At 63.9% G+C, this 26,549-nt stretch carries 21 protein-coding genes, 1 tRNA gene and 2 pseudogenes; 8 read left to right on the top strand and 16 right to left on the bottom strand.

Annotated features, from left to right (window positions below; all coding sequences use genetic code 11):
- Window positions 1–3 precede the first annotated feature (3 nt).
- From PD885_RS12720 to PD885_RS12740, 5 genes are all read right to left on the bottom strand, one after another.
- Window positions 4–939 carry a DUF1684 domain-containing protein gene (locus PD885_RS12720; RefSeq protein ID WP_040761987.1) on the bottom strand — a complete coding sequence of 312 codons (936 nt, stop codon included), beginning with the start codon at window positions 937–939 and terminating at the stop codon, window positions 4–6.
- Window positions 939–2,798 (bottom strand): DNA mismatch repair endonuclease MutL, encoded by a 1,860-nt coding sequence (mutL, locus tag PD885_RS12725; protein ID WP_002802408.1) that lies wholly within the window; start codon window positions 2,796–2,798, stop codon window positions 939–941. Before mutL ends, PD885_RS12720 begins: the two co-directional genes overlap by 1 nt.
- 137 nt (window positions 2,799–2,935) lie before the next feature.
- Window positions 2,936–4,639, bottom strand: a complete 1,704-nt coding sequence (locus PD885_RS12730; RefSeq protein WP_088056921.1) for an N-acetylmuramoyl-L-alanine amidase — start codon at window positions 4,637–4,639, stop codon at window positions 2,936–2,938.
- Between the two features lie 70 nt (window positions 4,640–4,709).
- Window positions 4,710–5,210 carry a tRNA (adenosine(37)-N6)-threonylcarbamoyltransferase complex ATPase subunit type 1 TsaE gene (gene tsaE / locus PD885_RS12735; RefSeq protein ID WP_002802410.1) on the bottom strand — a complete coding sequence of 167 codons (501 nt, stop codon included), beginning with the start codon at window positions 5,208–5,210 and terminating at the stop codon, window positions 4,710–4,712.
- The gene (locus tag PD885_RS12740; RefSeq protein ID WP_088056922.1) at window positions 5,207–6,694 is read right to left on the bottom strand and encodes an NAD(P)H-hydrate dehydratase; all 1,488 of its coding nucleotides are present in this window, start codon (window positions 6,692–6,694) and stop codon (window positions 5,207–5,209) included. Before PD885_RS12740 ends, tsaE begins: the two co-directional genes overlap by 4 nt.
- Window positions 6,695–6,718: 24 nt before the next feature.
- On the opposite strand from PD885_RS12740, the gene queG reads away from it, so the two are divergent.
- Window positions 6,719–7,786, top strand: coding sequence for a tRNA epoxyqueuosine(34) reductase QueG (queG, locus tag PD885_RS12745; RefSeq protein ID WP_088056923.1), 1,068 nt, complete (start codon window positions 6,719–6,721; stop codon window positions 7,784–7,786).
- 53 nt (window positions 7,787–7,839) lie between these two features.
- Window positions 7,840–9,177, top strand: coding sequence for an exodeoxyribonuclease VII large subunit (gene xseA / locus PD885_RS12750; protein ID WP_002802415.1), 1,338 nt, complete (start codon window positions 7,840–7,842; stop codon window positions 9,175–9,177).
- A 211-nt stretch (window positions 9,178–9,388) separates the two neighbouring features.
- Here the strand turns inward: xseA and PD885_RS12755 are convergent.
- The 3 genes and pseudogenes from PD885_RS12755 to PD885_RS12765 form a co-directional block, all read right to left on the bottom strand.
- A pseudogene (locus tag PD885_RS12755) lies at window positions 9,389–10,598 on the bottom strand (IS5 family transposase).
- Window positions 10,599–10,688: 90 nt separating this feature from the next.
- Window positions 10,689–10,902, bottom strand: a pseudogene (locus tag PD885_RS12760) (AcvB/VirJ family lysyl-phosphatidylglycerol hydrolase); the annotation flags it as partial.
- 86 nt (window positions 10,903–10,988) lie between these two features.
- Entirely contained in the window at window positions 10,989–12,830 is a 1,842-nt protein-coding gene (locus PD885_RS12765; protein ID WP_172404514.1) for a formylglycine-generating enzyme family protein, read from the bottom strand.
- Window positions 12,831–12,949: 119 nt separating this feature from the next.
- Here PD885_RS12765 and rnd point away from each other — a divergent pair, with 119 nt between their 5' ends.
- A complete protein-coding gene (gene rnd, locus PD885_RS12775) occupies window positions 12,950–14,044 on the top strand; it encodes a ribonuclease D (RefSeq protein WP_002810465.1) in 1,095 nt (364 codons plus the stop codon).
- 79 nt (window positions 14,045–14,123) lie between these two features.
- Here rnd and PD885_RS12780 read toward each other — a convergent pair.
- Together PD885_RS12780 and PD885_RS12785 are read right to left on the bottom strand one after the other, a co-directional pair.
- Window positions 14,124–14,922 (bottom strand): IS5 family transposase gene (locus PD885_RS12780; protein WP_088056924.1). Its coding sequence is split into 2 segments (ribosomal slippage): window positions 14,124–14,652 and window positions 14,651–14,922, totalling 801 coding nucleotides; the frame shifts between segments, so codons are not numbered across the junction.
- Window positions 14,923–15,069: 147 nt separating this feature from the next.
- Window positions 15,070–15,246 carry a DUF3606 domain-containing protein gene (locus PD885_RS12785; protein WP_002810468.1) on the bottom strand — a complete coding sequence of 59 codons (177 nt, stop codon included), beginning with the start codon at window positions 15,244–15,246 and terminating at the stop codon, window positions 15,070–15,072.
- A gap of 226 nt (window positions 15,247–15,472) precedes the next feature.
- Here PD885_RS12785 and PD885_RS12790 point away from each other — a divergent pair, with 226 nt between their 5' ends.
- The 4 genes from PD885_RS12790 to PD885_RS12805 all read left to right on the top strand — a co-directional run bounded on the left by PD885_RS12790 (window position 15,473) and on the right by PD885_RS12805 (window position 17,256).
- Complete coding sequence (locus PD885_RS12790; RefSeq protein ID WP_002810471.1) at window positions 15,473–15,874, top strand: H-NS family nucleoid-associated regulatory protein; 402 nt, start codon at window positions 15,473–15,475, stop codon at window positions 15,872–15,874.
- A 90-nt stretch (window positions 15,875–15,964) separates the two neighbouring features.
- A tRNA-Ala gene (locus PD885_RS12795) sits at window positions 15,965–16,040 on the top strand.
- A 161-nt stretch (window positions 16,041–16,201) separates the two neighbouring features.
- Complete coding sequence (locus PD885_RS21435) at window positions 16,202–16,378, top strand: hypothetical protein (protein ID WP_002810473.1); 177 nt, start codon at window positions 16,202–16,204, stop codon at window positions 16,376–16,378.
- 257 nt (window positions 16,379–16,635) lie between these two features.
- Window positions 16,636–17,256, top strand: coding sequence for a DNA-3-methyladenine glycosylase (locus PD885_RS12805; RefSeq protein WP_002810475.1), 621 nt, complete (start codon window positions 16,636–16,638; stop codon window positions 17,254–17,256).
- On the opposite strand, the gene PD885_RS12810 is transcribed toward PD885_RS12805, so the two are convergent.
- Window positions 17,196–21,590 carry a DEAD/DEAH box helicase gene (locus PD885_RS12810; protein WP_002810478.1) on the bottom strand — a complete coding sequence of 1,465 codons (4,395 nt, stop codon included), beginning with the start codon at window positions 21,588–21,590 and terminating at the stop codon, window positions 17,196–17,198. The genes PD885_RS12805 and PD885_RS12810 overlap by 61 nt on opposite strands.
- Before the next feature lie 234 nt (window positions 21,591–21,824).
- Between PD885_RS12810 and PD885_RS12815 the strand changes: the two genes are divergently transcribed.
- Window positions 21,825–22,169 carry a DUF3301 domain-containing protein gene (locus PD885_RS12815; RefSeq protein ID WP_386270520.1) on the top strand — a complete coding sequence of 115 codons (345 nt, stop codon included), beginning with the start codon at window positions 21,825–21,827 and terminating at the stop codon, window positions 22,167–22,169.
- A gap of 213 nt (window positions 22,170–22,382) precedes the next feature.
- Here the strand turns inward: PD885_RS12815 and PD885_RS12820 are convergent, their stop codons facing one another.
- From PD885_RS12820 to petA, 5 genes are all read right to left on the bottom strand, one after another.
- A complete protein-coding gene (locus tag PD885_RS12820; RefSeq protein ID WP_002810481.1) occupies window positions 22,383–22,823 on the bottom strand; it encodes a ClpXP protease specificity-enhancing factor in 441 nt (146 codons plus the stop codon).
- Window positions 22,824–22,901: 78 nt separating this feature from the next.
- A complete protein-coding gene (locus PD885_RS12825; protein ID WP_002810483.1) occupies window positions 22,902–23,537 on the bottom strand; it encodes a glutathione S-transferase N-terminal domain-containing protein in 636 nt (211 codons plus the stop codon).
- Window positions 23,538–23,702: 165 nt separating this feature from the next.
- A complete protein-coding gene (locus PD885_RS12830) occupies window positions 23,703–24,461 on the bottom strand; it encodes a cytochrome c1 (RefSeq protein WP_082244296.1) in 759 nt (252 codons plus the stop codon).
- Entirely contained in the window at window positions 24,454–25,713 is a 1,260-nt protein-coding gene (locus PD885_RS12835) for a cytochrome b (RefSeq protein WP_088056925.1), read from the bottom strand. The genes PD885_RS12830 and PD885_RS12835 overlap by 8 nt, the downstream gene beginning before the upstream one ends.
- Window positions 25,713–26,357 (bottom strand): ubiquinol-cytochrome c reductase iron-sulfur subunit, encoded by a 645-nt coding sequence (gene petA / locus PD885_RS12840; RefSeq protein ID WP_002810494.1) that lies wholly within the window; start codon window positions 26,355–26,357, stop codon window positions 25,713–25,715. The genes PD885_RS12835 and petA overlap by 1 nt, the downstream gene beginning before the upstream one ends.
- Window positions 26,358–26,549: the final 192 nt, after the last annotated feature.

Consider the following 26,549-nt stretch of genomic DNA (forward strand, 5'->3'; position numbering starts at 1 on the left):
ACGTCAATGCGGTGCCTTGTAAGCCTTCTCGCCCGCCGAAACAGCCAGATCGATCCGGTTTTCCGGCGGCGGCAATGGGCAGGTCGCGAATGGGGTAAACGCGCACGGCGGGTTGTAGGCGCGATTGAAATCGACCACCACATGCCCGGCGGCGTCGGGCACATCAAGGTCAAGGAAACGCCCAGCCGGATAACTGCCGTGCCCACTGGTGCGGTCAGCAAACACTACGAAGATCGGCCGGCCGGGTTCGCCGATCGTCTCCAATCGGTACGACTTGCCATCGCGCTCAAATTCGATTGCCCCGGCGTTCGGCTGCTCACTGCTGATGCCGACGATGTCCACGATCGGAATGCTCTTGCCGACAGCATTGGGTACGTAGCGCGCGGTGATGCGCCAGGACGGATCCACCGGCCAATAGTCCAGGCCGGCAAAATGCGTGCGCGATGGCGCGCCGGCATGTTTGACCCGCAACGCGTAGCGGTCGCCGCGATGGATCAGGCTCAACACGCCTTTGCCTTCATCGAAGTGGATCAAGGTCGGCTGCGGGTCGCGGTCGGATTGGAAGCGGATCTTGCCGGTCAGCGGCTTGCCGTCGAGCGTGAGTGCCGCGGCGCGTTCGGGCACAAACCAGACCGTCTTGCCCTCGGTGGATACCAGGCCCATCTTCGGTGGCCCCACCGTCAACTTGATGCCGCTGTCGGCACTGCTGCCGATGTAATGCTCTTGCAGCGATAGCCAATGCAAGCCGACTAGGCTGGTCCAGCCGTCGGGCGCAAGTAGTTCGTTCAGACGGCTTTCGCGCCATGCGGCGTTATTGGCCAGAAATGTTTTGTCGAGCGCAACCGGCGCGGCTGGCGGCGGCGCATCGCGCCCGCATCCGAACAGCGTCGTTGCCACCAGCATGCCCAGCAGCCAGCCCCTCCCCCTGTGAACTGCCATCAACGCCCCCTGAGAAACCAACGATCGATATCGCTCAGCGTAAACCGGGCCCAGGTCGGTCGGCCATGGTTGCATTGGCCCGAGCGTTCGGTGGCTTCCATATCGCGCAGCAGTGCGTTCATTTCAGGCACGGTAAGGCGGCGATTTGCACGCACCGCGCCGTGGCAGGCCATGGTCGAGAGCAGTTCGTCGCGCGCCGTGGCGATGCGGCGGCTCTGGCCATGCTCGCGCAGGTCGCCGAGTACATCGCGCAGCAGTGCTTCCGGCTCGGCATGGGCCAACAACGCAGGAATGCTGCGCACATGCAGCGACTGCGGACCAGCGCGGGTGATTTCGAAGCCCAGGCTGGCCAGCGTGTCGGCTTCGCGCTCGGCGGTATCGGCCTCGCGCTCGCCGACCGCCAGTGTCATCGGCACCAGCAGCGGCTGCGCATGCAGACCGATGCTGTCATGTGCGTTCTTGAGCCGCTCGTAGCCGATACGTTCGTGCGCGGCGTGCATGTCCACCACGATCAACCCCTCGGCGTTTTCGGCCAAGATGTAGATGCAGTGCAACTGCGCAACTGCATAACCGAGCGGCGGCACACCGCTGTCTTGCGAGGTTGCCGAAAGGCCGGTGCCAGAGACGTTCGGCATGCCTGCGGGCGGCGGCGCGCTGCTGGGCGGCGGTGCATACAACGCGCTGTAGGCGGCACGCGCTTCATCCACGCGCAGGCCCAACGGTGTCTGTGAGGGTGTCCAGTTTCCGTAGCCAGTGCCGCTGACACTGCTGGTTCTGCTGCCGTAGTTCGGCGGGTTGCTCATGCCAGTCGGCGCAGCACCTGCGTAACCAATGTTTTTAGTGCCGATGCTGTTCGGCGTCGCGCCCGCACGTGTGTGCGCCAGCGCATCCTGCAAGGTGCGATAGACGAAGTCGTGGATCAGCCGCGCCTCACGAAAACGCACCTCGTGCTTGGCCGGATGCACGTTGACGTCCACGCGCGCCGGGTCCAATTCAAGAAACAGCACGTACGCGGGCTGGCGGCCATGGAACAGCACATCGCCATAGGCCATCTTCACCGCATGCGCCACGCTGCGATCGCGCACCGAGCGGCCGTTGACGTAAAGATATTGCTGGTCGGTACTGGCACGCGAGTAATGCGGCTGCGCGATCCAGCCATGCAGGCGCAAGCCGGCGCCGCTGTGATCGACGCGCAAGGCTTGCCGCGCAAAATCCTCGCCCAGGGTTTCGCCCAACCGCGCATCCGAATACAGATCGCCGGGCTTGTAGCGACGCGAGGGTTTGCCGTTATGCGAGACGCGCAATTCCACATCCGGTCGCGCCAGCGCCAACGAGCGCAGCCACTCTTCGATGTGTCCGAGCTCGGTGCGCTCGGCACGCAAAAACTTGCGTCGCGCCGGCACATTGAAGAACAACTCACGCACTTCGACGGTGGTGCCCGGCGCATGTGCTCGCGGCACGACCTCGCCCAGGCGGCCGCCTTCGATCTCCAATGCGGAGCCATGCTCGGCATCGTGGCGGCGTGAGATCAAGGTAAAGCGGCTGACCGAAGCGATCGATGGCAAGGCTTCACCGCGAAAACCGAGCGTGGCGACGGTTTCCAGATCGTCCAGCGAAGCGATCTTGCTGGTGGCATGCCGCGACACCGCCAGCGGCAATTCGTCCGGGATGATACCGCCGCCATTGTCGCGGATGCGGATCAGCCTTACACCGCCTTCTTCCAATTCGATATCCACGCGGGTGGCGCCGGCATCGAGCGCGTTTTCGACCAGTTCCTTGACCACTGAGGCGGGCCGCTCGACGACTTCGCCGGCGGCGATCTGGTTGATCAGAATGTCGGGCAACTGACGGATCGCCATCAGCGCGCACTCCCGTGCTGGAAGCGCAAAACTCGGTGCATCGGAGGTGTCACAGGCAAGACGGACGTCGGCACGGCAATCCGGCGGCGCGCAGACGCCGTCATCAAGGAATCAGTAAGCAATGATAGCCGAGCGGTTCAGCGGCTACCGCCGGCCACGGTGCCAACCGCGGCATCGGCTTCGGCCTGCGCACGCGCGGCGAACAAGGTGCCCGGTGGCGGCTGGCGGGTGAAGAAGGTATCGATACCGTCCAGCACCGCCGAGGCAAGCTTGCGCTGGTAAGCCGGATCGATCAGGCGACGCTCTTCGTCCGGATTGGAGATAAACGCGGTTTCCACCAGCATTGCAGGCATGTCTGAGGTACGCAGCACCGCGAAGTTGGCACGTTCCAGCGACGGCTTATGGTTATTGCCGATGCGCTTGAGGCCACCCAGCACATGCCCGGCAGCATCTTCGGATGCCTTCATATGACCGCTCTGGGCCAGATCCAGCAGCACATTGGCCAGCGTGCTTTCGGTTTGCTGCAGACGTACGCCACCTACCAGATCAGCGGCATTTTCCTTATCGGCCAGCCAACGTGCGCGCTGTGAGGAAGCACCCTTGGTCGACAATACATAGACAGACGAGCCGGTCGCGCTACGGTTTTCTGCGGCGTCGGCGTGAATCGAAATAAAGATATCGGCCTTGGCCGCGCGCGCCTTTTGCGCGCGCATCGGCAGCGGAATGAACACGTCGGTATCCCGGGTCAGGTAGGCCTTCATACCGGGCGTCGCGTTGATCTGGCGTGCCAGTTCGCGCCCGACCGCCAGGGTGACGTCTTTTTCGCGTTTGCCGGTTGGACCCATCGCGCCCGGATCCTGACCGCCGTGGCCGGGATCGATCGCCACGATCAACGGCCGCATACCAGGCGCCATCTTGACCCGCCAGGCTTCGCTGGGCAGCACCGGACGCGGCGGGATGTCGTCGTCGTTGGCCGCAGCAACAGCGCCGGACGCGGCATTCGGCATAGCTGCACTGGTATTAGCGGACATGGCAGCGACTGGAGCGCTGCCACCATTCAAGATTGCGGCCGCAGAAGCCCTGCTGCCGTTCATCGCCGCGCCAACCGGTGCGCCCGCAGTGGTGACGGTGACGCGGTCAGGACTGTTGCCAGCAACGCCGGCCGGCGCTGCGGTGCTGGTCGTCACCGGAGTGATACCTGGGCGTGGCGTCGGCACGCCGGTGGCGACGGCGATCGGCAACGGTGCCGGTGTGACGGTAGGCATCGCCGATGCGGGCACGGACGGCGCGGACGGCGGCGACGGCATGGATGAAGCGCTCTGCGCAGACGCGGCCAGAGCTGCGGTAGCGCGCGCGGCTTCGGCCTGCGCGTTGACCGGCCGCGTTGGCGGCATGGCGGCAGACGCGGTCGTCGTGGTAACCACCGTAGAGGCAGCCGGCACCGGATCACCCGGCCATTCGATCACCAACGTCGAGGCGCTGCCGAGCGTCTGCATCTGCGGCTTCAACGGCGTGACCGGGGTTGCCAGTTCGAACACCACTCGGAACGTACCAGGCACCGGCTGGCCCGTGCGTACAGAGGTCACCAGCCCAGTAGCGGGCGGAAGCTTCAAACCACGCATGCCAGACGAATCCGGGAAATCCACGACCAGGCGGTTCGGGTTGGCCAGCGACAAGGTCTTGAACCCGCTGCTGCCAGCCAGCTGAATTTCTGCACGCGTACCGGTCGCGCCAGTGCTCACACCAACGCCCTTGATTTCGCCCGCCCACGCAGCAAAAACCGCCAGGCTGAGGCTGGCGGTCAGGACGGAAACACAAAACTTACGGATGCCCGGTGTCATAGCGCTGGATTCAATCACCCAACAGTGCGAAACGCAAGGTGATTTCCCTTAATAATCCACAACCTGGCGTTCATTCTTCTTGTACGCTGGCAAAAAGAGGCTGCAACTCCAGCTGCAGCGCCAAGCGCTCCAGCCAGCTGCGTCCCGTGTCGCTGCGACCCAACAGCCGGACGCTTCGTCCCTCGCCTTCGACAGCCAGTTCCACGTCCAGATCGACCGGCGGCAACGCACCTGCGCCGCGCTCCGGCCATTCGATCAGCCACAGGCCTGCGCTGCCCTCGTCGAGCCCGAGAAAGTCCAGCTCGCCAGCATGTCCAATGCGATACAGGTCCAGGTGCCAAGCCTCATCACCAGTGCTGAGCGGATAGCGCTCGACCAAGGTGTAGGTGGGGCTGCGAATCGGTCCGCTGACGCCGAGTGCACGTAACAGCGCGCGTGCGAGGGTGGATTTGCCAGCGCCCAAATCGCCGTGCAGCTGCACCACCGCGCTGGCGGGACGCACCAAAGCCAAGGCTTGGCCCAGGGTTTCGGTGGCCTGCGTATCGACTAATTGTGCGTCGAGTTGGCTCATGCAATAGCTCCAGCGTTGGCAAGGCGGCGCAGTTCGGGCAGTAGATCGGTCGGCAACAGCCCGCGTTCGCCGTTGCGCGCAGCCGCATCGCCAGCGCAGGCGTGCAGCAAGGCGCCAAGGCTGGCGGCATCGAACGGCGACCAGCCCTGCCCCAGCAAGGCGGCGATCGCGCCCGTCAACAGGTCGCCCATGCCGCCGACCGCCATGCCGGCGTTGCCTGCATCGATGATGCGCGGCACGGCGCGCGGTGCGGCGACCACGCTGCCGGCGCCCTTGAGCACCACTACCGCGTCGAAACGTTTGGCCAGCGCGTCGGCAGCGGCCAAGCGATCGCGCTGAACTTGCCTGGTCGAAAGACCCAGCAAACGACCGGCCTCGCCCGGATGGGGGGTCAATACGCGCAAGCCTCGCGTCGGTATTTCGTTGGCGGCTAGTAGATTCAACCCATCGGCATCGATAACAACTGTGGTGTCCGACGCCAGCACTGCGCGCCACAACGCCTGAGCCCAGGCGTCCTGCCCCAGCCCGGGGCCGAGTGCGACCACGTCGGCGGCATCAGCCAAGGGGGTGATATCGTCGTCGGCCTGTACCGCGCGCGCCATCGCCTCGGGACAACGCGCCAGCAGCGGCGCCACGTGCTCGACCCGCGTGGCGACTTGCACCAGTCCTGCCCCGCTGCGCAATGCAGCCTCGGTGGTCAGCATGATCGCGCCGCCGCTGCCAAGGTTGCCGCCAACGCACAGCACGCGCCCGGATTCGCCCTTGTGCGTATTGCGTCGACGCGGGCGCAATTGGGCGGCCAAGGCGTCGATGTCCCAGCTGTGCGCGGCCGGCTTCAGACCATCGAACGCAGAGTCCGGCACGTCCAGCGAGGCAGTTGCACGTTCGCCGACATGCTCCAACGCATCGCCGGTGTAGAGCCCGACATGCGGCACGATGAATTGCAGGGTAGCCTCCGCGCGCACCGCAGTACCCAAGGCCACGCCATGATCGGCATCGATACCGCTGGGAACATCCAGCGCCAATACCGGCACACCGGCCGTGTTGATGGCCTCCATCAACGCTGTTGCGTCTGCATCGGGCGCGCGGTTGAGACCGATGCCGAATAACGCGTCGACGATCATATCGGCTTGCACCAGCGGATAGGGGAATAATTCGATCGCGCCACCCACGGCCAGATAGTCGGTGCAGGCGCGCTGCGCCAACTCCGACACCGGACCATGCTCGGGCAGATGCACCACGCGCACCTGGCGCCCGGCCCGCTGCGCCAACCGCGCCAGTAAGTAGCCGTCGCCACCGTTGTTGCCGATGCCGCACACCACCACGATGCGGCGCGCCTGCGGCCAGCGTTCCAGCAACCATTGCCAGGCAGCCTGCCCGGCGCGTTGCATCAAAAGATAGCCGTCGCCGCCGAGCAGCCTGGTGGCCTGCGTATCGAGCATGCGCGCGGCAGCGGTGTCGTAAAGATCGAGCGGTGCGTACATGCCGGGAATTCTATACTTGTCGCTATGTGTGCCGTCCTTGCCCGCCCCAATCCCGACGATGCCGCCGCGCGCATCCGTGCGCTCGCGCGCGAAGCGGGCTTTCAACGCTGCGGCATCACCGGCATCGAGCTGGGCGAAGACGAGGCGCATCTGCGCAGCTGGCTGGAAGAAGGTCTGTACGGCACCATGCATTGGATGGCGCAGCATGGCGACAAGCGCTCGCGCCCGCAGGAGCTGGTGCCCGGCACCTTGCGCGTGTTGTCGGTGGGCATGGATTACGGCCGCAAGGACGACACCGAAGCCTGGAACACCTTGTACGATGGATGCCGTGCCTACGTGGCACGCTATGCGCTGGGGCGCGATTACCACAAGCTGATGCGCAACCGGCTGCAGAAATTGGCCGAGCGCATCCAGGGCGAGATCGGCGCGTTCGGCTATCGCGTGTTCGTCGATTCCGCACCGGTGCTGGAGCGTGCATTGGCGCGCAATGCAGGGCTGGGCTGGATCGGCAAACACACCTGCCTGATCGATCGCAACGGCGGCTCGTGGTTCTTTCTGGGCGAAATCTACCTTGACCTGCCGTTGCCCATCGACACCCCGGCCACTGCGCATTGCGGCACCTGTACGCGCTGCATCGACATCTGCCCGACCCAGGCCATCATTGCCCCGTATCGGCTGGATGCGCGCCGCTGCATTGCCTACCTCACCATCGAACACGATGGCGCGATTCCCGAAGACATGCGCAAGCCGATCGGCAACCGCATCTTCGGCTGCGATGATTGCCAGTTGATCTGCCCCTGGAACAAGTTTGCCCAACGCACCGACGAGGCCGACTTCCGCGCCCGCAACGAGTTAGATGTAGCCACACTGCCGCAGCTGTTTGCGTGGGACCAGGACGAATTCCTGCGCCGCACCGAGGGCAGCCCGATTCGTCGCAGCGGCCACCAGCGCTGGCTGCGCAATATCGCGGTGGGTCTTGGCAATGCGCCGCGCACGTCGGCGGTGCTAACGGCATTGGAAGCACGTCGCAGCGACGATTCGGCGCTGGTGCGCGAACACGTCGGCTGGGCGCTAGCGCAACATGGTCTGTGATGTCCGGCTGATGCGCTCACGCACGAGCATCGCTGCTGCGGGATAATGCTGCGATGGTCACCGGCAACGAACAGATCCTCACCCCCAGCCAGCTCAACACGCTGGCGCGCGACCTGCTGGAGGGCAGCTTTCCGTTGGTCTGGGTGGAAGCAGAGCTGAGCAGTGTCACTCGCCCGTCCTCGGGCCATCTGTATTTCACGCTCAAGGACGCCCGTGCGCAGATCCGTTGCGCGATGTTCAAACCCAAGAGCACCTGGCTGACGTTCCAGCCGCGTGAAGGCGTGCACGTGCTCGCGCGCGGACGCCTGACCCTGTACGAGGCGCGCGGCGACTACCAGTTGGTGCTCGACCATATGGAAGAAGCCGGCGAAGGCGCCTTGCGCCGCGCCTTCGACGCACTGCGCGCGCGCCTGGCAGCCGAAGGTTTGTTCGATACCGAGCGCAAGCAGCCGCTGCCTACGCATATGCGGCGCCTGGCGGTGATCACCTCGCCCAGCGGTGCGGCAGTGCGCGATGTGCTCAGCGTGCTGTCAAGACGCTTTCCGCTCCTGGAAGTGGATCTGTTGCCCTCGCTTGTGCAAGGCGACAGTGCCGCCGCGCAGATCACCTCGCTACTGCAGCGCGCTGATGCGTCCGGGCGCTACGACGTCATCCTGATCACGCGCGGTGGCGGTTCGCTGGAAGATCTGTGGGCGTTCAACGACGAACGCCTGGCACGCGCGATTGCCGCCGCGCAGACGCCGGTGGTGTCGGCGGTGGGACACGAGACCGACTTCAGCCTCAGTGATTTCGTCGCCGATGTGCGTGCACCCACGCCATCGGTCGCGGCTGAACTGCTGGTGCCCGATCAGCGCGAGCTGGTTGCGCGCGTACAGCGTGCGCATGCACGCATTGCCCAATTGCAACAACACGCGCTGGGCAACGCGATGCAGCGCGCCGACCGGCTTGCCTTGCGGCTACGTGCGCACAGCCCGCAGGCGCGGCTGCAGCTGCTGCACCGCCGACAGGAAGACGCCGGCCGCCAGCTGCGCGCGCGCATGAGCCAAGCGCTGGAGCGGTTGCAGGCACGCGTGCAGCGCGGGCAGGCGCAACTGCAATCTCACAACCCGCAACGCAATCTGGCCCCCTTGCAACAGCGCCTTCGTGCACTGCATCCACACGCGGCGATGCAACGCCGTTTGCAGCACGATCGACTGCATCTACGCGGGCTAGTGCGTTCGCTGGAAGCGGTCAGCCCGCTCGCCACGGTAGCGCGTGGCTATGCCATCGTGACCCGCCCCGGCGATGGCAGCGTGGTGCGTAGCGCTGCCGAAGTGGTTGCCGGCGAGCGCCTGCGTGCGCGGCTGGCCGATGGCAACATCAAGGTGCGTGTGGAGCCCGCAGGAGACTGAGTGAGGCTGTCAAGACGTCTACGCTCACCTTCAGGCGGGCACAGCCGGTGCTCGGTGCGGGATGGACGACGTGTACGCCGCGATTCCTACAGGGCCGCGACGCCCAACGACGACTTCTCGCCAGGCCTTGCTGGCCGCCCTAACCAGCGGCCAGGCGTCTGCGCTGCATGCGCTGCCATGCCCTGCATTAGTCGTCCCTGAAAAATCACCTTCAAGCGCCAAGTGCCGTCGGTGACAGCGGCACGGTGCTCAAGGATGACCATCTCATCGCCCGCATCCAGGCACGCAAAAACGCGATCCAGCGCAGCAGCCAGCGCAGGTTGTAGCCAGCGGCGCAGCCGAGCACGTGCAGCGCATCGCCTTGGGCACCTTTCAGCCTGCAGCGACGCAAATCGCCACCGTCGGTTCTACGCTCACATCCTGCAGCAACCCGCGTGTCTGCTCCAGCTGCTCGGCCAAGGTATCGCCGTCGTACGGGTTGCCCGGGAAGCTGCGCGCACCCACGACCAATCCCTTGCAGGCGGTGACCGCAATGCCGACCTTGACGCCAAATTCGTACGCTTGACGCGCCTTGCCCTTGCCGATGCATTCCACTTCCGAGGCATGCAATGCGTACAGTTTTTGTTTGTCCTTCGGACGCTGCGTGTACAGCCGTTGCGCACGTTCCAGCCAGACAGCGATGCGCTCGCGCACGCCGGGTTCCACCTGGTCCAGCTTGCGCTCGATATCGCGCAACACCCGCCCCAATACCGTGCGTTGACGTCGCAGCACGCGCTGCATGCGCTTGAACTGGCGCGCATGCGCATACCGACCTGCCTTGCGGCTCAGGGCCGGGCCTTGCCGCGCGTAGCTCTGCCGCAATCCGATGCCGTGCCGCTTGGCCAGTAACACCAGCTTCTTGCGTGCCACCTCCAGCAAACGGCTGTCGGTCGGATAGGCGATCGCCTTTTCCTGCACCGTGGTGTCCACGATCACCCGCGACAACCGCGTGCGTCCATCGCCTGCATCGCATGCGCGGCGTTGATGGTGTGCGCCAGCAGCTCTTCCATCCCGGCCTCACCCAGGCGCTGCCGCCAGCGCGTCAGCGAGCTGGCATCGCACGGCAAACGCGTCTGGAACACGACCTCACCAGTGAAGAACTGCCAGTACGGATTCTCCAGCCAGCGCTCGCACACCGCTTCATCGGACAGGTCGTAGGCGTGTTTGAGGTAGAGCAAACCGGCAATCAGCCGCACCGGCAATGCCGGCCGACCGCCACCGGCCTGGGTGGCCGGCAAGCGCGATGAAAGTGCTTGCTCCAACGCCGTCCACGGCATCCGTTGGCTCAGCCGCGCCAGCCGATGACGCAGATCGATCTGGTTCTCCAGCCGCGAACGAAACAACTCATCGGCGGGTCTGTCTCGGCAGGGCGGAAATTGCAAGAAACCAGCCTTCAGCGTAGCGAACACTGGTAGTTCTGGCACGCCGGTGCAGACATCAAGGCCTTGCGGTCGTTGGGTGGTTGGGGGTTTTCAGGGGCGACGCATTAGCAGCCCGGCAAGCACCACCGGATAATGATCCAAGTGGTGTCCGCCCGGACACGCAAGCACCTCCACACCACGTGCGCGTAATTCCGGGCACAACATGTCACTTTCCTCATCGCCATAAATGCACTGCAAACTGATCTGCGTCCAGCGACTGGATCGCTGGCTCCACATCGCGTCAGGCATCATTGTGCCCGCCCAGATTGTGCCCGCCCAGTCAGCCGCCGATACGCACCTTGACGTCGGCCTCCTGTTTGCCTGTTGATGGCAGCTACACATCGTCTGGCGCTAGATGCCGCGCGCCAGACGAAAGCCGATGCGTGCGCTGGTGGTATCCGAGTCCTGCGACTGCCGCCAAGGCGTGCGCGTCTGCTGTGGGGAGTTGGCCCAGCTGCCGCCGCGAATCATGCGCTGCCGGCAGCCCGGGTTGAACCATGCCGCGCCGTCGGTTGGTGCGCGGCGGTAGCTGGCGTGCCAGCAGTCGGCCACCCACTCGCTCAGGTTGCCACCCATGTCGCGCAGGCCCCAGAGATTGGCGCGGAAACTGCCGGCCGGTGCCGGCCCCCAGAATCCATCGTCGTAGCCGACGAAGCCGTTATTCCAATGCCGGCCGCTGGGCGAGACATCGTTGCCGCCGGTGAAGTTACCTGCATCGGCCGGGGGCGAGCGCGCGTTTCCCCACGGATACCGCCCGGTGGTACCGGCGCGCACTGCGTATTCGAATTCGGCCTCGCTAGGCACGTGGTAATGGCGGCCGGTCTGTTCCGATAGCCACGCTGCATACGCCTCCGCATCGCGAATGCTGACGTGCATCACCGGGCTGTTGGGCGCGGCCTGTGCGCCGTTGTAGTCGGACTGCCAATCCACGCCGCTGCGACGGATGAAGTTGCCGCTGCGCTCGTCGTACACCACCGAATGCCCGCGCCGGGTGGCACGCGGCCGTGCGCCGGTGGCTTCGACGAACTGGCGGAACTCAGCCACCGTCACTTCGGTGATCGACAGCGCAAGGCCGCGCGCGAAGCGCACGTAATGCGCGGGGCGTTCGTTGTCGGACGCGCCCGGTTCGGCGTCGCCCGCGCCCATCTGAAATGCGCCGTGCGGAATCACGATCATCTGCGGCCCGCGTCCGCCGACTTTGAGCCCATCGGTAAATACTTGCCCGGGGCAGAGGCTGCCGTAGTGGGTGACCAGCTCCAGCCGGCGACGCAGATCGCCCGCCACCGTGTCGCCGGGGTCGGCAATGCGCAGCACCTCGGCCAGTTTCTCGCCGGCCGGCTTGAGTCCACGCGGGGAGATCAGGTCGTGCAGACCGGCATCGTGCAAAGCAGCGATCTGCGCACGGCGCATGCGCTCCACCCGGGCGCGCGCATCGGCAATGGTGGGCGCACGGTCGCGCACTTGCCCTGCCATCTGCAGCCAGTAGCGCGCACCGATGAAATCGTGCGCCTCGGCCGCCTGTTCGGCGCGCGCCAGCAAACCGCTTTCCACCGCCGCCAAGCCCTGGCGCGTGCGCAGGTTGTCGGGATCGAGTTGCGCGGCATCGCGAAAATTCACCAGTGCGCCATTGCCATCTTCGCCCAGCCGTCCGCTGCGCAGATCGTCCTCACCGGCACGGTTGAAGCTGAGCACGCGCTGCGCGGTTTCAACCTTGTGTTGCAGTGCACGCACTTTCGGGTCTTGTGGGGCGAGCGCCAACGCCACGATGGCAAGTTCACGCGCCTGCTCGAGCACATCGTCCTGGCTCTGGGTCTGTTCGATCAAGGCCTCGCCGCGCTCGATCAACCGGCCGCGCGCCTGCTCCAGTCCGCGGCGGCTGGCCGCATCTTTGCCATTGGCACGCTGTTCGATCGCCAGATACAAGGGAATCGCATCGTCGGCATCGCGATACAGCCGGTCCTCCTGCAACGCCTGGTCCGCGCGCTTGCGCGCCTGCGCCAAGGGTTCATCGCCCAGGTCCACTGCCGGCGGTTGCCATTGCGCCACGGTCTCGGCGAATTCTTCGCCGCCGATCGACACATTCGGCTTGCTCGGCGCCGCCGCGGCCGCCGGTTGCGGCGTGGCAGAAGGCGCTGGCGTCGGTGCACGCGAACAGGCGCACATGCTTAGCGCGACCAATGCCCACGCTGCCATCCGGTTACCGCAATCGCCCACCACCTGCTCCTTTCCAGTGCTCTGCCGCACGACAGGCGATCGCGACGTTAGGCTATTCTGCGCGTTCTGCGCAAACTCTCGCTGTTGACGGAAATCACGTGCCCCATTGGATCACTCACCCCTCCGAGCTGACCGAACGCCTACAGGCCTCGCGTCCCTACCGCATTGGCCTGGATACCGAGTTCATTCGCGAACGCACCTACTGGCCGCAGTTGGCGCTGGTGCAGATGGCCATCGGCGAGGAGATCCTGCTGATCGACCCGCTGATTCCAGGCATGAACGAGGCGCTCAAGGAGTGGTTGACCGCCACGGATATCGTCAAGGTAATGCACAGTGCCAGCGAGGATCTGGTCACCTTCAAATGTGCGTGCGAGGTGTTGCCGCGGCCGTTGTTCGATACCCAGATCGCTGCGGCGCTGGCCGGTATCGGCGGTGGCATGGGCTATCAAAAGCTGGTGCAGGAAGTCACCGGCACCTTGCTGACCAAGGGTGAGACGCGCTCTGACTGGATGCGCCGCCCGTTGTCGCATGCGCAGTTGGAATACGCCGCCGACGACGTGCGCTATCTGTTTGCAATCCACGACGAACTCACCCGCCGCCTGACCGAGCAGGACCGCTTGGGCTGGTTGGCCGAAGATGCCGAGCGCCTGCTCGCCACGGTCGAGCAGGACGATGGCGAGCGTTGGCCACATGTGAGCCTGCGCACTGCGCAATTTCTGGAGCCGGCCGCGCAACGCCGGCTGCTGCGCTTGCTGCGTTGGCGCGATCTGCAGGCGCGGCAACGCGACCGCCCGCGCAGTTGGATCCTGGACAACGAACTGGCCAGCCAGTTGGCACGCTTCCCACCCGCCGATCTGGACGCCCTGTTGCGCCAGTTCGACAAGTTTCCCAAGGCACCGCGCAAGCTCGCTTCCGCGGTGTGGGAGGTGCTCAATACGCCGCTTCCCGACGAAGACGGCGCACCGTTGGCGCAGGCTGCCACTGACGGCAGCAAGGCAGTGCTCAAGCGTCTGCAGGATACGGTCACGCAACGCAGCCGCGAGCTCGGTTTGCCGGACGGTCTGCTGGCCTCGCGCCGGCACCTGGAAACCTTGATCGAACAACGCAGCTGGCCGGCCGCGCTCGGCCAATGGCGTCGCGAGGTGCTGGAAGCGCAGGTGATGCCGTTGCTGGATGACGCTGCAGCGTCGTGATTCCAGTGACTACCATGCCAAAGCCCGCGGCGATGCGGGCTTTTCGCTTGTTGGCATGCCGCCGTCTCTAAGAGCCTGTTCACGATCTTTTGAGTAGAAGCGCCAAGAAGGCCAGATGGATGAACTGCAAGCTGGTGTTGAGTTTGCGCTCGCAGTTCTTCCACAGCCTTCGGTTTTTCTCCAGCCAGGCAAAACTGCGCTCGACGATCCAGCGCTTGGGCATGACCTTGAAGGTGTGCAGTTCGCTGCGCTTGGCAATCTGCACCGTGAGCTGCTCGCCTAGAATCTCTCGCACGCCTTCGGCAAACGGTACTCCGGTGTAACCACTGTCGCACAGCAGGCTTTGTACATGCGTCAAGTTTGACTGACAGCGCTCCAGCGCCCGCAGCGCACCTTTGCGGTCGGTCACCTCCGCCGTCGTCACCGCGATGGCATGGGGCAACCCCTGGGTATCAACAGCGATATGCCGCTTGATGCCCGACACCTTTTTGCCCGCGTCATATCCCTTTTGCCCGGCTGTGTCCGTGTTCTTGACGCTCTGCGCGTCCACGATCAAGAACCTGCTGAAGATGTTGCGCTCCTGTTTCTGGCGGGCCACGCCAACCTGATTTTTTGAGCGCCCGCTCCAGCAGGCTCACTCCTTCATCGTCGCACTCGCTCCACTTGGCAAAGTACGCGTGCACGGTCCGCCACTTCGGAAAGTCGCTGGGTAGCGCTCGCCATTGGCAACCGGTTCGCAGCACGTACAACACTGCGCACCACACCTCATACATATCCACTCGGCGTGGCTTGGTGCGCTTGCGCGCTTGTTCCAGGATCGGGAGGATGTGTTCGAAACGCTCCCGGCTCACGTCGCTCGGATAGGTTTTTTGGCGCATCCGCAGAGTCTGCACCAACTAGGAAAGATCGTGAACAGGTTCTAAACCGCTGCCCTTCAAGCATGACCTTGCCCAGCTCCGGTTCGCGGATATTGTCGAAGCTGCGCTTGCGGCGGTATCAGCTCAGGCTCATCGCAGATGGCGGCTTTACTTGCCCAGGTGCTCGCGCACGGTCGCGATGACCGGCCCCAGATTCTGCACAGCAGCGCGGAGTGCATCGGCACTGATGCCAAGGGTTTTGGTCCAGTCCTGCAGCTCGTTAGTTCGGTTGACGTTGATGCGGTCGCGGTCGGGCGAGCCCACGTTGTGTTTGTGATCACGCATTATATGCTCCCGTATCGTAGAGGTTGAGTTTGCTGACTCGGCCGCTAAGCTGGGCAGCGCCCGCAATGACAATGCAAAAGTAACCGAGCAGGTCTCGTGAAAGCCCTGTTCACGCCATGTCCTGTGCAAGCACCTGTCCGCAACCGCCGCCCCCCAGGCCGCATGCCATAATGACGTGCGCCCCTAGGGCAGCGTCTCCACTTCTTTATTCCGAGGCCATACCTTTGTGAGCAATACCTCTTCGAAACTGGATTCCATCGCACAAGCCAAAGCCAAGCTGCTGGAAGAACTGCACAAGCTGGAAGAACAGGAGAAAACCGAGCGAGCGAGCGAGGCATCCTCTGCCCATGCCACCATCGTCTCGCTGCTCGAGCAATTCGCTGGCCACTTCAACACCAAGCAGCGTAATGACATTGCCGCCTACCTGGGCACCGCCAATGCACGCAAAGAAGTGGCCAAGAGCGGCCGTAGCGAAGTGAAGCCGAAGTATGAATTACCGCACACCGGCGAGACCTGGTCTGGCCGCGGCCGCACCCCGAAGGCCTTCGCTGCCTGGGAAGGCTCGGTGTCGTACAAGGAATGGAAGGCCAAGAACCCGGATCTGAAGTTCCCGCTGATCCGCGAGTGATTGCATCCAGATCGCGCCAGTGTGGCGCGATCTGCCGCCGCCGGCCCGCCTTGGCGAACTGCGCGGCATGTGGTTAGAATCGAAGCACGTGGGGCGGTAGCTCAGCTGGGAGAGCGTCGCGTTCGCATCGCGAAGGTCGAGGGTTCGATCCCCTTCCGCTCCACCATCGAATCGATCATACGAGCCTCGGAAACGTCATGTTCCCGGGGCTCGTCGGTTTTGGGACTGCGCACCGGCCCTTCGCGTCGCCTGCAAGGCAATACGCCATGGCGCCGGGATCACACTGCGCACGCTAACGTCCGCCCAACCACACACCGGATGCAAGCCATGAACAACAAAGAGAGCCAACCCGACCCCGTCGCCGACGACGCGCATGGCGTGACCGAGAGTCAGCAGGGCCGCAAGCAGGACGATGCCGCCAAACAGCGCCCGGGTCAGGAAGACTTGAAGGTGCATGACGAGCACAGCCGTCGCCCCCAGGGGAATGCTGGTCAGGGGGAATGACCCGCCGCAGAGCTGGCGCGGTGAGGTTGATTTGCAGGCGCATGCGGATCGTGGCCCGTGTCGGTGATTCAACTGGCGCTGCACATGCGAGGACGCAGCTGCATTTCCGGGAATGGAATCAGCCACGCGCCCCCGCAACGACTGCTGTGGCAAGAAGCAAGCAGGCGGGCCGCTGGGTTGGCTAACGCTTCTGTCTGCTGGCACGCTGTCCAGGACAATCCGCAGGCACATCACGGCCACCCCGCTACGCTTGGCGCATGTCGTCCACACCACTTCCACGCACCTTCTACGCACACGATTCGCGCCAGGTTGCGCCGCAATTGCTCAACAAGGTGCTGGTCAGCGCGGACGGGCGACGCGGCCGCATCACCGAAGTCGAAGCCTATTGCGGCGGCGAAGACCCGGCTGCGCATTCGTTCCGTGGCATGACCCCGCGCACGCAAGTGATGTTCGGTGCGCCCGGACATCTGTATGTGTATTTCATCTATGGCATGCACTGGGCGATCAACGCGGTGTGCGGCGGCGCACCCGGACATGCGGTGCTGTTCCGCGCGCTCGAACCACTTGCCGGCATCGACATCATGCAGGCCGCACGCGGCGCTGCGCCAATCAAGACGTTGACCACCGGCCCCGGTCGCCTGGCCCAGGCGTTCGGCGTCACCTCAGCGGACAACGGCTTGGATCTGACCAACGCCAACACACGTACGTGGATCGAAGACGATGGCATGCCGCCGCCGTCGATTCCATTGGCGACGCCGCGCATCGGTATCCGCAAGGCAGTCGATGCGCCGTGGCGCTGGATCGTGCCCGGTAGCCGCTATTTGTCGCGTCCGCTTCCCCGTGCGACCGGCACACGCCCGATGCCGCCGGACGGCTGAGCCAGCCATTGCTGCATGGGCGTCTGCTCGGCTGCGCCTGGCCCACGCTGCAGCAAGCCCAGCGCCTGATCGGCCTGCTCGATGGTAAGTTCTTGCAGCGGCTGGAAGCGATCTGCCGCCCACACTGCCATCGGCATGCCATCGAGATAAGCGACGCGATTTCCCGGCACGCGCGCGACGCGTTCGCCCGGCAGCAGGCTGCCCAATAGATTGCTTGGGTCACTCGCACTTACGCATACCCACTGCTGCGGCAATGCCTGTGCGCGCACGCGGCGCAGTGCGGCAATCGCGTCCGGCAACGCGAACTGTTCACCAGACAGGCCGGCGATAAAACGCCCGCCACGAATGTCGCCGCGTGCTTCCAGACGTTGATACATGCGCAGCAATTCGCGCCACGGCGGCAACCACGCAGCCTCACGTGCCAGCAGCCGCCAACACACCACGCCATAACGGCGCAGCAAGGTCCGAGCGACGTGCTCGAGCGTGTCCTGATGGCGTTCGCTGGCTTCGGCCGATGGCGATTCCGGAAGCGCGCGTACCGGAGCCCAGCGTCCGGCATCGCGAATGCCCAGCGCACTCGCGCGACGACGGTGCCGCGACAATGCCGACGGGCGCTTGGAGGCAGGCACCAGCAGCGCGCGTAGCCCAGCGTAACTGTCGCAATGCGCGAGGCCGCGCATCACCAGCTCGCCCAACGCATCTTCCAACTCAATGCTCATCAAGCGGGCCGCATCGGCAATTTCGTCGAAGAACAGCGCGCCTTGCTGCTGCAACACCGCCACCACACGTTGCGCGCGCGCGCCTAACGGTTCGTCATTGGCATGACGTGTCAGGCTACTCCACCGCTGCGCTTCGCGACGCGGCAGCAGCACGATCGGGGTGGCACGCAGCGCGGCACCACTGCAACCACCGCCGGGCCGCAAGCGCGCCCACACTGTGCGCCCGGCGGTGCACAGCTCGTCCAACCACGCTGGTTGATAGTCGCGCACGCGTACGGGCAGCAGCTCGCTTTCCCACAGGACAGCAGGTGCCTCGAAGCCTTCCAACTGCCCGACCACACCGGCCAATGCATCCGGTCCTGCCACCCGGCTACTGCTGTCGACGTGCTGCCACTCGAAGAGGAAGCGCGCGTAATCGCGTTGCGACACTGGTTCGATCTCGCGGCGCAATCGCCCCAGGGTGTAACGATGGATGCGCGCCAGCAGATGGCGCTCGCACCATTCTTCCGACTGCGTCTGTGCGCTGAAGTGCCCAGCCATGACATAGCCCTCGCGCTGCAATGCCTCCAGTGCGAGCACGATCGCGTCTTCCGGCAACTGCAACGCCTTGGACAACGCGGGCACCTGTGCCGGGCCGACGGCAGCTAGCCGCCCGCGCAGCACTTCGCGTACGGCCCACTCGCGCTCCCATTCGGCAACGCGGCAATCTTCCGGCGCCTGTACCGGCGGTTGCGCAGACGCGTCAGGATACAGCGGTAGGAACCAGTCGATGCGCGCGGCACTGATCCACAGCGCGGGCGCGCCGTTCAAGGCAAGACAACTGGCGCGGCCATCGGCAGCGAGTGCATCCAACCATGTTTGCCATTGCGCATCGGCCGCTTCATCGACAGGAAGCACGCCGAGTCCGACCAGCGCCTCGTGCATTTCTTCAACATCGCGCGGTTGTAGCCAAGCTTCCTGGCGAACCGCATCGATGGCTTGCCGATCCAACCGCCCTAGATCGTCACTGGTCTGTGGCGTGTAGCGGCGGCTTTGCACGGCCTGGGTACGGCGCTCTTCCAGCGGTGCGTCATCCAGAAACGCGTACGGACGCGCGTTCAAGGCTTCGGCCGCAAGCGGCGACGGCGCGGCTAGATCGCGCACAAGCAACTTGATCGCACCGGATTCCAACCCGCGCAACACCTGCAACCAACCTTCGCTGTCCATGGCCTGATGCAGGCAGTCTTCCAGCGTCTGCGTCACCAACGGATGGTCCGGCACCTCACGCTCGCCGACCAGATTCTCGGCGCAGGCGAGCTGATCGGGGAACACCGCGGCCAGCAGATCTTCCGACTTCATCCGCTGCAACTGCGGCGCCACCTTGTTGCCGCCGGTAAAGCGCGGCAGTGCCATCGCATTGGTTGCGTTCCAACGCCAACGTACGCCGAACAACGGCGCATCCAGCACCGCCTGGATCAGCACATGTTCGGCCGATGAGGAATGCAGATAGCGGGCCACCTCTTCCAACGCAAAACTGTGACTGGTGGAGAGCGACAACACGATCGCATCCTCGGTCGCCGCGGCCTGCAATTCTAAATTGAAGGTGCGGCAAAAACGTTTGCGCAACGCCAGGCCCCACGCACGATTGATGCGGCTGCCGTATGGCGAGTGGATCACCAATTGGGTGCCACCGCTGGCATCGAAGAAGCGCTCCATCACCAGGCATTGCTGTGTCGGCATCGCGCCCAGCGCCGCGCAGGCATGTGCCAGATAGTCCACCAGTTGCTGCGCCGCTTCTGCGAATAGCCCCAATTCGCTTTGCAGCCAATCGCGCGCCGCTTGATGCGGCGCGCTGTCCAGCCGCGCGGCGATCTCACCACGCAGACGCGACACTGCTGCCGACAACTCATCGCTACGGCCCGGCGCTTCGCCCAGCCAGAACGGAATATTCGGCGGTGCGCCCTTGGCATCTTCCACGCGCACGCGCCCCGCATCCACACGCAGGATGCGGTAACTGGCGTTGCCGAGCTGGAACACATCGCCGGTGAGACTTTCGACAGCAAAATCCTCGTTCACCGTACCGATCTTTTCCGCCTGCGGCTCCAACACCACGCTGTAGTCGCCGGTCTCGGGAATGGTGCCGCCGGAGGTCAGCGCAGTCATGCGCGCGCCACGACGTGCATGCAAGCGCCGGTGCACCGCATCGCGATGCAGATAGCCTGCGCGCGGCACAAGCTGTGTACTGAAACCCTCGCACAACATGCGCACCACACTGTCGAACGTAACGCGGCTCAACTGCGCGAATGGCCATGCGCGACGCACCAGCGCAAACAACGCATCTTCATCCCAATCTTCGCATGCAGCCTCGGCTACGATCTGCTGCGCAAGTACGTCGATCGGCGCCAGCGGAATGCGCAAGGCATCCAACTCGCCACGGCGCACGCTTTCCAGAAGCGCGGCGCATTCGACCAACTCGTCGCGCGTCTGCGCAAACAGCCGTGCCTTCGGCGTGCCACCGACCGCATGGCCGGAGCGCCCGGCGCGCTGCAGGAACGTTGCGATCGACCGCGGCGAACCGAGCTGACACACCAGATCGACATCACCGATATCCAGGCCAAGTTCCAGCGATGCGGTCGCCACCAGCACGGTCAGCTCGCCGGCTTTGAGCCGTTGCTCGGCTAGCAAACGCGTCTCGCGCGACAAGCTTCCGTGATGCGCTGCGACGCGCTGCTTGCCGAGCAGATCGCCCAGATGCTGCGCAGCTCGCTCGGCCATGCGCCGTGTGTTGACGAACACCAGCGTAGTGCGTTGTTGCTGCGCAAGCTTGGCCACATCCGCATACACCTGCAGCCATTGATCGTTGGACATCACCACACTCAGCGGCGTCGGCGGCAATGCCAGTGCCAGATCGCGCGCGCGGGTGTAGCCGATATCGACGATTTCGCACTCCGGTGGCTGGCCGTCTTCGCCTGCGCCAACCAGAAACTGCGCCACTGTCTCGATGGGCTTCTGCGTTGCCGATAATCCAACCCGCGTGATCGACCGCTCGGCCAGCCGCTGCAATCGCTCCAATGTCAGGCTCAGATGGCTGCCGCGTTTGTCCGACGCCACCGCGTGGATCTCATCGACGATGACGGTGCGCACATGCCGCAGCGCGTTGCGGCCGGAGGCCGAGCCCAACAGCACATACAACGACTCCGGTGTAGTCACCAGAATATGCGGCGGCCTACGCCGCGCTTGTGCTCGCTCACGTTGTGGCGTGTCGCCGGTGCGCACCGCTGTGCGCACTGCAACATCCGGCAACCCGCTTGCGGCCAGCGCCGCACGGATGCCCTGCAACGGTGCATCCAAATTGAGGTGGATGTCGTTGGACAGCGCCTTCAACGGCGACACGTAAATAACGCGGGTTTCGTCGGGCAACCCACCACCGTTGGACAGACCATCGCGGATCAAAGCATCGATAGCGGCGAAAAACGCGGTCAACGTCTTACCCGAGCCGGTCGGCGCGGCCACCAAGGTATGCCGCCCGGCCTGGATCGCCGGCCACGCAGCAATCTGCGCCGGCGTGGGCGCAGCAAAGGTCTGTGCGAACCATGCGGCAACCACAGGATGGAACTGTTGCAGGACAGGATGCATTGGCGATGCCCGACACCGAGCCCTCATCTTGGCCGCACGGCATTCGGATTCAACTCGACGAGACTGCAATGGATGGGGTTGCGCGGTGGCCGATACAAGCCGGACGCCGCGATGGCAGTGAACGATTTACCGCGTTGACGCCTGCATCTGCCGCTGAAAGGGCAAGGCTCTTGCAACACTGCGGCCCCGGCACGGCGATTGTCGATTAGCCGCATGCCATGGCACATTGATCGCATGCCCAGCCTTATCCTTTTCATGATTGCCGGCGCCGCGCTGTACGCGTTCTGGAATTCCTCGCGTGCCGCCGCCGAACGTGCCGGTATCCTCGGCCGCAATGCCTGCCGCGCTGCCAATGTGCAATGGCTGGACCAGAGCGTGCATTCCACCAACATCCGCATCTGCCGCAAACCCAACGGCTGGCTGGGCCTGGAGCGTACATTTCGCTTCGAGTATTCGTACGATGGCGTCGACCGCCGCAGCGGCCGCTTGGTGCTGCGCGGCGATCAGTTGATCGCCTTCACCGGCCCGCAAGTGGCAACGGTGACGCCGCTGAATCCGGATCATCAGCGGTTGAACTGACCGGGGTCTGGCTGCTGGCCGGGCGCGCTACCAAAGTGTTCGTGCGCAACGGTGCTGGACTGAAAATCCCGGTCATCAAGACGCGTCGACAAGATCGATGCAGCGACAGCCGCCTCGCTATCCCACATGCGATCACGCGCGGTGGTAGCGTGCAACCGCCACACACCTGGACCTCAAAAACCAGACGCGCGAACGCGCGTCCGTGGCTGATGGCTATTTGACCACGCGCAGATGCGGACGCTTGCCGCCAGTGGGTGGCTCATCCGGCGTAGGCGTGCCCGGTGGCGGCGCGCTGGGATCCGGCGGTTCTGTGCTGGTGCCGGGAATATCGTCTGGCAATGCCATACCATGCCCGGTCTCGCGTGCGTACACCGCAATTACGGCGGCCATCGGCACCATCACCGGATGGCTGACGCCGCCAAAGCGTGCGGTGAAGCTGACGCTCTCGTTGTCGACCTGGAGCCCGACCACGGCGCGCTCGGCGATATTCAACACGACGCGACCGTCCTTGACCGCGCTGGCAGGCACCTGCACGCCAGGCAGGTCTGCATCCACCAGAACATGCGGCGTCATGCCGTTGTCGTTGATCCACTCGACCAACGCCCGCAGCAAGTACGGGCGATGGCTGGTCATGCGGGGGAAATCTTCGCTCATTGCTTCATTTTACCCGCACACGACCCACAACGGAGGCCGTACGATCGTAAGTCGGTCTGTTGGCATACAGCCGTCGCATCAGCCCGGCAGATCGCGCAGTTTCTTTTCCTGATCGGTCAGGCTGCGGATGAAGCCGGGGTTGCGGAAGATCCGGTTGCCGTAGTCCTCGATCGCCTTGCCATCCTTGGGCAGGCTGATCTCCAACGCGTCCAGTCGCCAGATGATCGGCGCCATCGCGCAATCGGCCAGACTCATTTCCGGGTTGAGGAAGAATTTGCTTGCCTTGAACAGCGGCACCGATGCGGTAAGCAGTTCTTTCAGGCGTTTGCGGCCGGCCTCGGCCTGGGTCTTGTTGCCGAGCTGGACCGCCTGCGCCTGCGGCACCCAGTCGTGCTCGATGCGCAGCATCGCCAGACGCAGGCGCGCGCGCGATAGTGGATCGACCGGCATCAGCGGCGGATGCGGATAGCGCTCGTCCAGGTATTCGCTGACCACTGATGCGGCGTACAGCACCAAGTCGCGTTCGACCAGCGTCGGCACCGAATGATAGGGATTGAGATCGATCAGATCTTCGGGAGGATTTTGCGGGTCGACCGGCACCAGGTCGTAGGTCACCCCTTTTGCCGCTAGCACCAATCGAACCCGGTGGCACAACACGTCGTCGTTGGACGAAAACAAAGTCAAGGTATTGCGCATACGCACACTCGTCGCCATTCAAGGCCCTCCGACGACCGGAATCCGCCGGCCGCATCGGCGCAGCCGGCCCAACGCCGACCGTCACCACGGTCCTTCGAGTGTGCAATCACGTCACGCAAAAGCCAAGAGTGATGGGACATATTAACGATCGGAGATGCAGCCGATGATGTGCTCACAGAACGATCAATGCACGTCCTTCCAGTATTCCTTCTTGAGCAGGTAGGCGATGAAGGTGAGCAGGGCCAGGAACAGGATCACCCACACGCCCATGCTCTGTCGCTTCAAGGCAGCCGGTTCGCCTGCGTACTCGAGAAAGTTGGCGATATCGCGAACGGTCTGATCGAATTGTACCGGCGTTTGTCGACCCGGCTGACCGAGCTTCAGCGCCTCTACCGGCTTGTCTCCGGTGTCCTTGTCGGGCGGCCCGAATTGCGCCTGCTGCAGGCCTTGCAGTTCCCACAACGGGTTAGGCATGGATGCATTCGGGAAAAGCTTGTTGTTCCAGCCCAGCGGGCGGGTCTGATCCACATAGAACGACTTGAGGTAGGTATAGACCCAGTCGGTGCCGCGCACGCGCGAGATCAAGGTGAGATCCGGCGGCGCCTTGCCGAACCACTTGGTGGCCGCATCGTGCGGCATGGTGCCTTCGATATGCTCGCCGACCTTGGCACCGGTGAAGTTGAGGTTGGTCATGACCTCTTCTTCGCTCAACCCCAGATCGCTGGCCATGCGCGAATAGCGCAGGTATTTCAGCGAATGACAGCCGGAGCAGTAGTTCATGAACAACTGTGCGCCACGTTGCAGCGATGCGCGGTCGCTCAGGTCGTTGCCGGCATGCTGCACTGCGCCGCCTTCGGCCGCCATTGCTCCAACTGCAAGCGTCAGACCGCAAAGCAGCGCCACCGCGCGCGACTTCCATGACATCACGATGTGGTTAGTCATGGATGGCCACCCGTTCCGGTACCGGTTTGGTCTTATCCAGCCGTGTCCACACCGGCATGGTGATGAAGAAGGCGAAATACAGGAAGGTCAGCACACGCCCGATATACGTTTCGTGCGCGTCGGTACCGGGGCCGGAACCAATCACGCCCAGCCACACGAAGCACACTACCAGCACGCCCAGTGCAACCTTGGAGATCCAACCGCGGTAGCGGACCGAGCGCACTTTTGCTCGATCCAGCCACGGCACCAGGAACAGGATCGCGATCGCCAAGAACATCACCAGCACGCCACCGAGTTTGTTCGGCACTACACGCAACATCGCGTAATAGGGCGTGTAGTACCACACCGGCTTGATGTGCTCCGGCGTCACCAGGCGATTGGCCTCGGTGAAATTGTCATGCTCCAGGAACAGGCCGCCGAAGGCCGGCGCGAAGAAGATGATGAAGGCCGCGATCAGCAGCAAAAATCCGACACCGACCAGATCCTTGACCGTGTAATACGGATGGAACGGAATGCCGTCGGCCGGCTTGTGTGCATCCCAGCGATTGCCCTTGGGGCCCTTCTTGATGTCCACGCCATCGGGATTGTTGGAGCCCACTTCATGCAGCGCACCGATGTGCAACACGATCAGCAACAGCAGCACCAGCGGCAATGCGATTACGTGCAACGCGAAGAAACGGTTGAGCGTGGCATCGCCGGGCAAGTAGTCGCCCATGATCCATTCAGTCAGCCCATTGCCGATCACCGGAATGGCGCCGAACAAGGAGATGATCACCTTCGCGCCCCAGAACGACATCTGCCCCCACGGCAACACGTAGCCCATGAAGGCTTCGGCCATCAGCACCAAGTAAATCAGCATGCCGAGAATCCACACCAGCTCGCGCGGCTTTTGGTAACTGCCATATATCAGCCCGCGGAACATGTGCAGATACACCACGATGAAGAACAGCGAGGCGCCGGTGCTGTGCATGTAGCGGATCAGCCAGCCCCACTCCACGTCACGCATGATGTATTCGATCGAGGCGAATGCATCGACGGCGCTGGTCTTGTAGTGCATCGTCAGGAAGATGCCAGTGACGATCTGGTTGACCAGCACCACGATGGCCAACGACCCGAAGTAGTACCAGAGATTGAAGTTTTTCGGCGCGTAGTATTCGCTGAAGTGCTTGCGGTACATGGGCATCAGCCCGGGCGCGCGTTCGTTGACCCAACCGAACACACCGTTGGCGGTACGGACCAGGATATTGCTCATCAGGCAGCCCCCGTGCTTTTGGCCGACTTACCGGCACCGTCAGGATCGACGCCGATCACCAGGGTGTTGTCGTCTACATAGTGGTGCGGGGGCACCAGCAGGTTGATCGGTGCCGGCACACCATCGAAGACGCGGCCGGACATGTCGAAGCGCGACTTATGGCAGGGACAGAAGTAGCCGCCCTTCCACTGCGGGTCATAGGGCTCGGGGCGAATCTCGGCGACCATCTCCGGCGAGCAGCCCAGGTGCGTACATAGCCCGACCAGCACCGAGATGTCGGACTTGATCGAGCGGTATTCGGGGTTCTTCAGTACATAGTCCGGCTGCTGGTCCTTGTTCTCGGACTTGGGATCCTTGAGCCGGTCATCCAACGATGGCAGTGCGTCGAGCATCGCCTTGGAGCGCTTGACGATCCAGATTGGCTGACCGCGCCACTCCAGGACCAAGCGTTGGCCTTCCTGCAAGGCGCTGATGTCGGCGGTCACCGGTGCGCCGGCCAATTTGGCACGTGCACTGGGATTCCACGACTTCACGAACGGAACTGCGACAAATCCTGCTCCGACCGCACCGACCACGGCCGTTGTCGCGGTCAAAAACCGCCGACGCCCGATATCAGAAGGTGCGTTAACCCCATCGTTGGCCATCCGGCTCTCCGATCTTGATTAGGTAGCGTGAGGCTGCCAACGGCTGGCGGGGGGTCCAACCGCGATGAATCGCACGCAGTGTAGCGGAACGCTTAATGCACAGACAATGCAATGTACGCAGTCCGCCCTATGCGATGCAAACAGGCAATGCATGCGGTCGTTGAGCAGATGGAGTGAGCGGCTGTGCGGCCC

The organism is Xanthomonas fragariae (assembly GCF_900183975.1).
Taxonomy (GTDB): Bacteria; Pseudomonadota; Gammaproteobacteria; order Xanthomonadales; family Xanthomonadaceae; genus Xanthomonas; species Xanthomonas fragariae.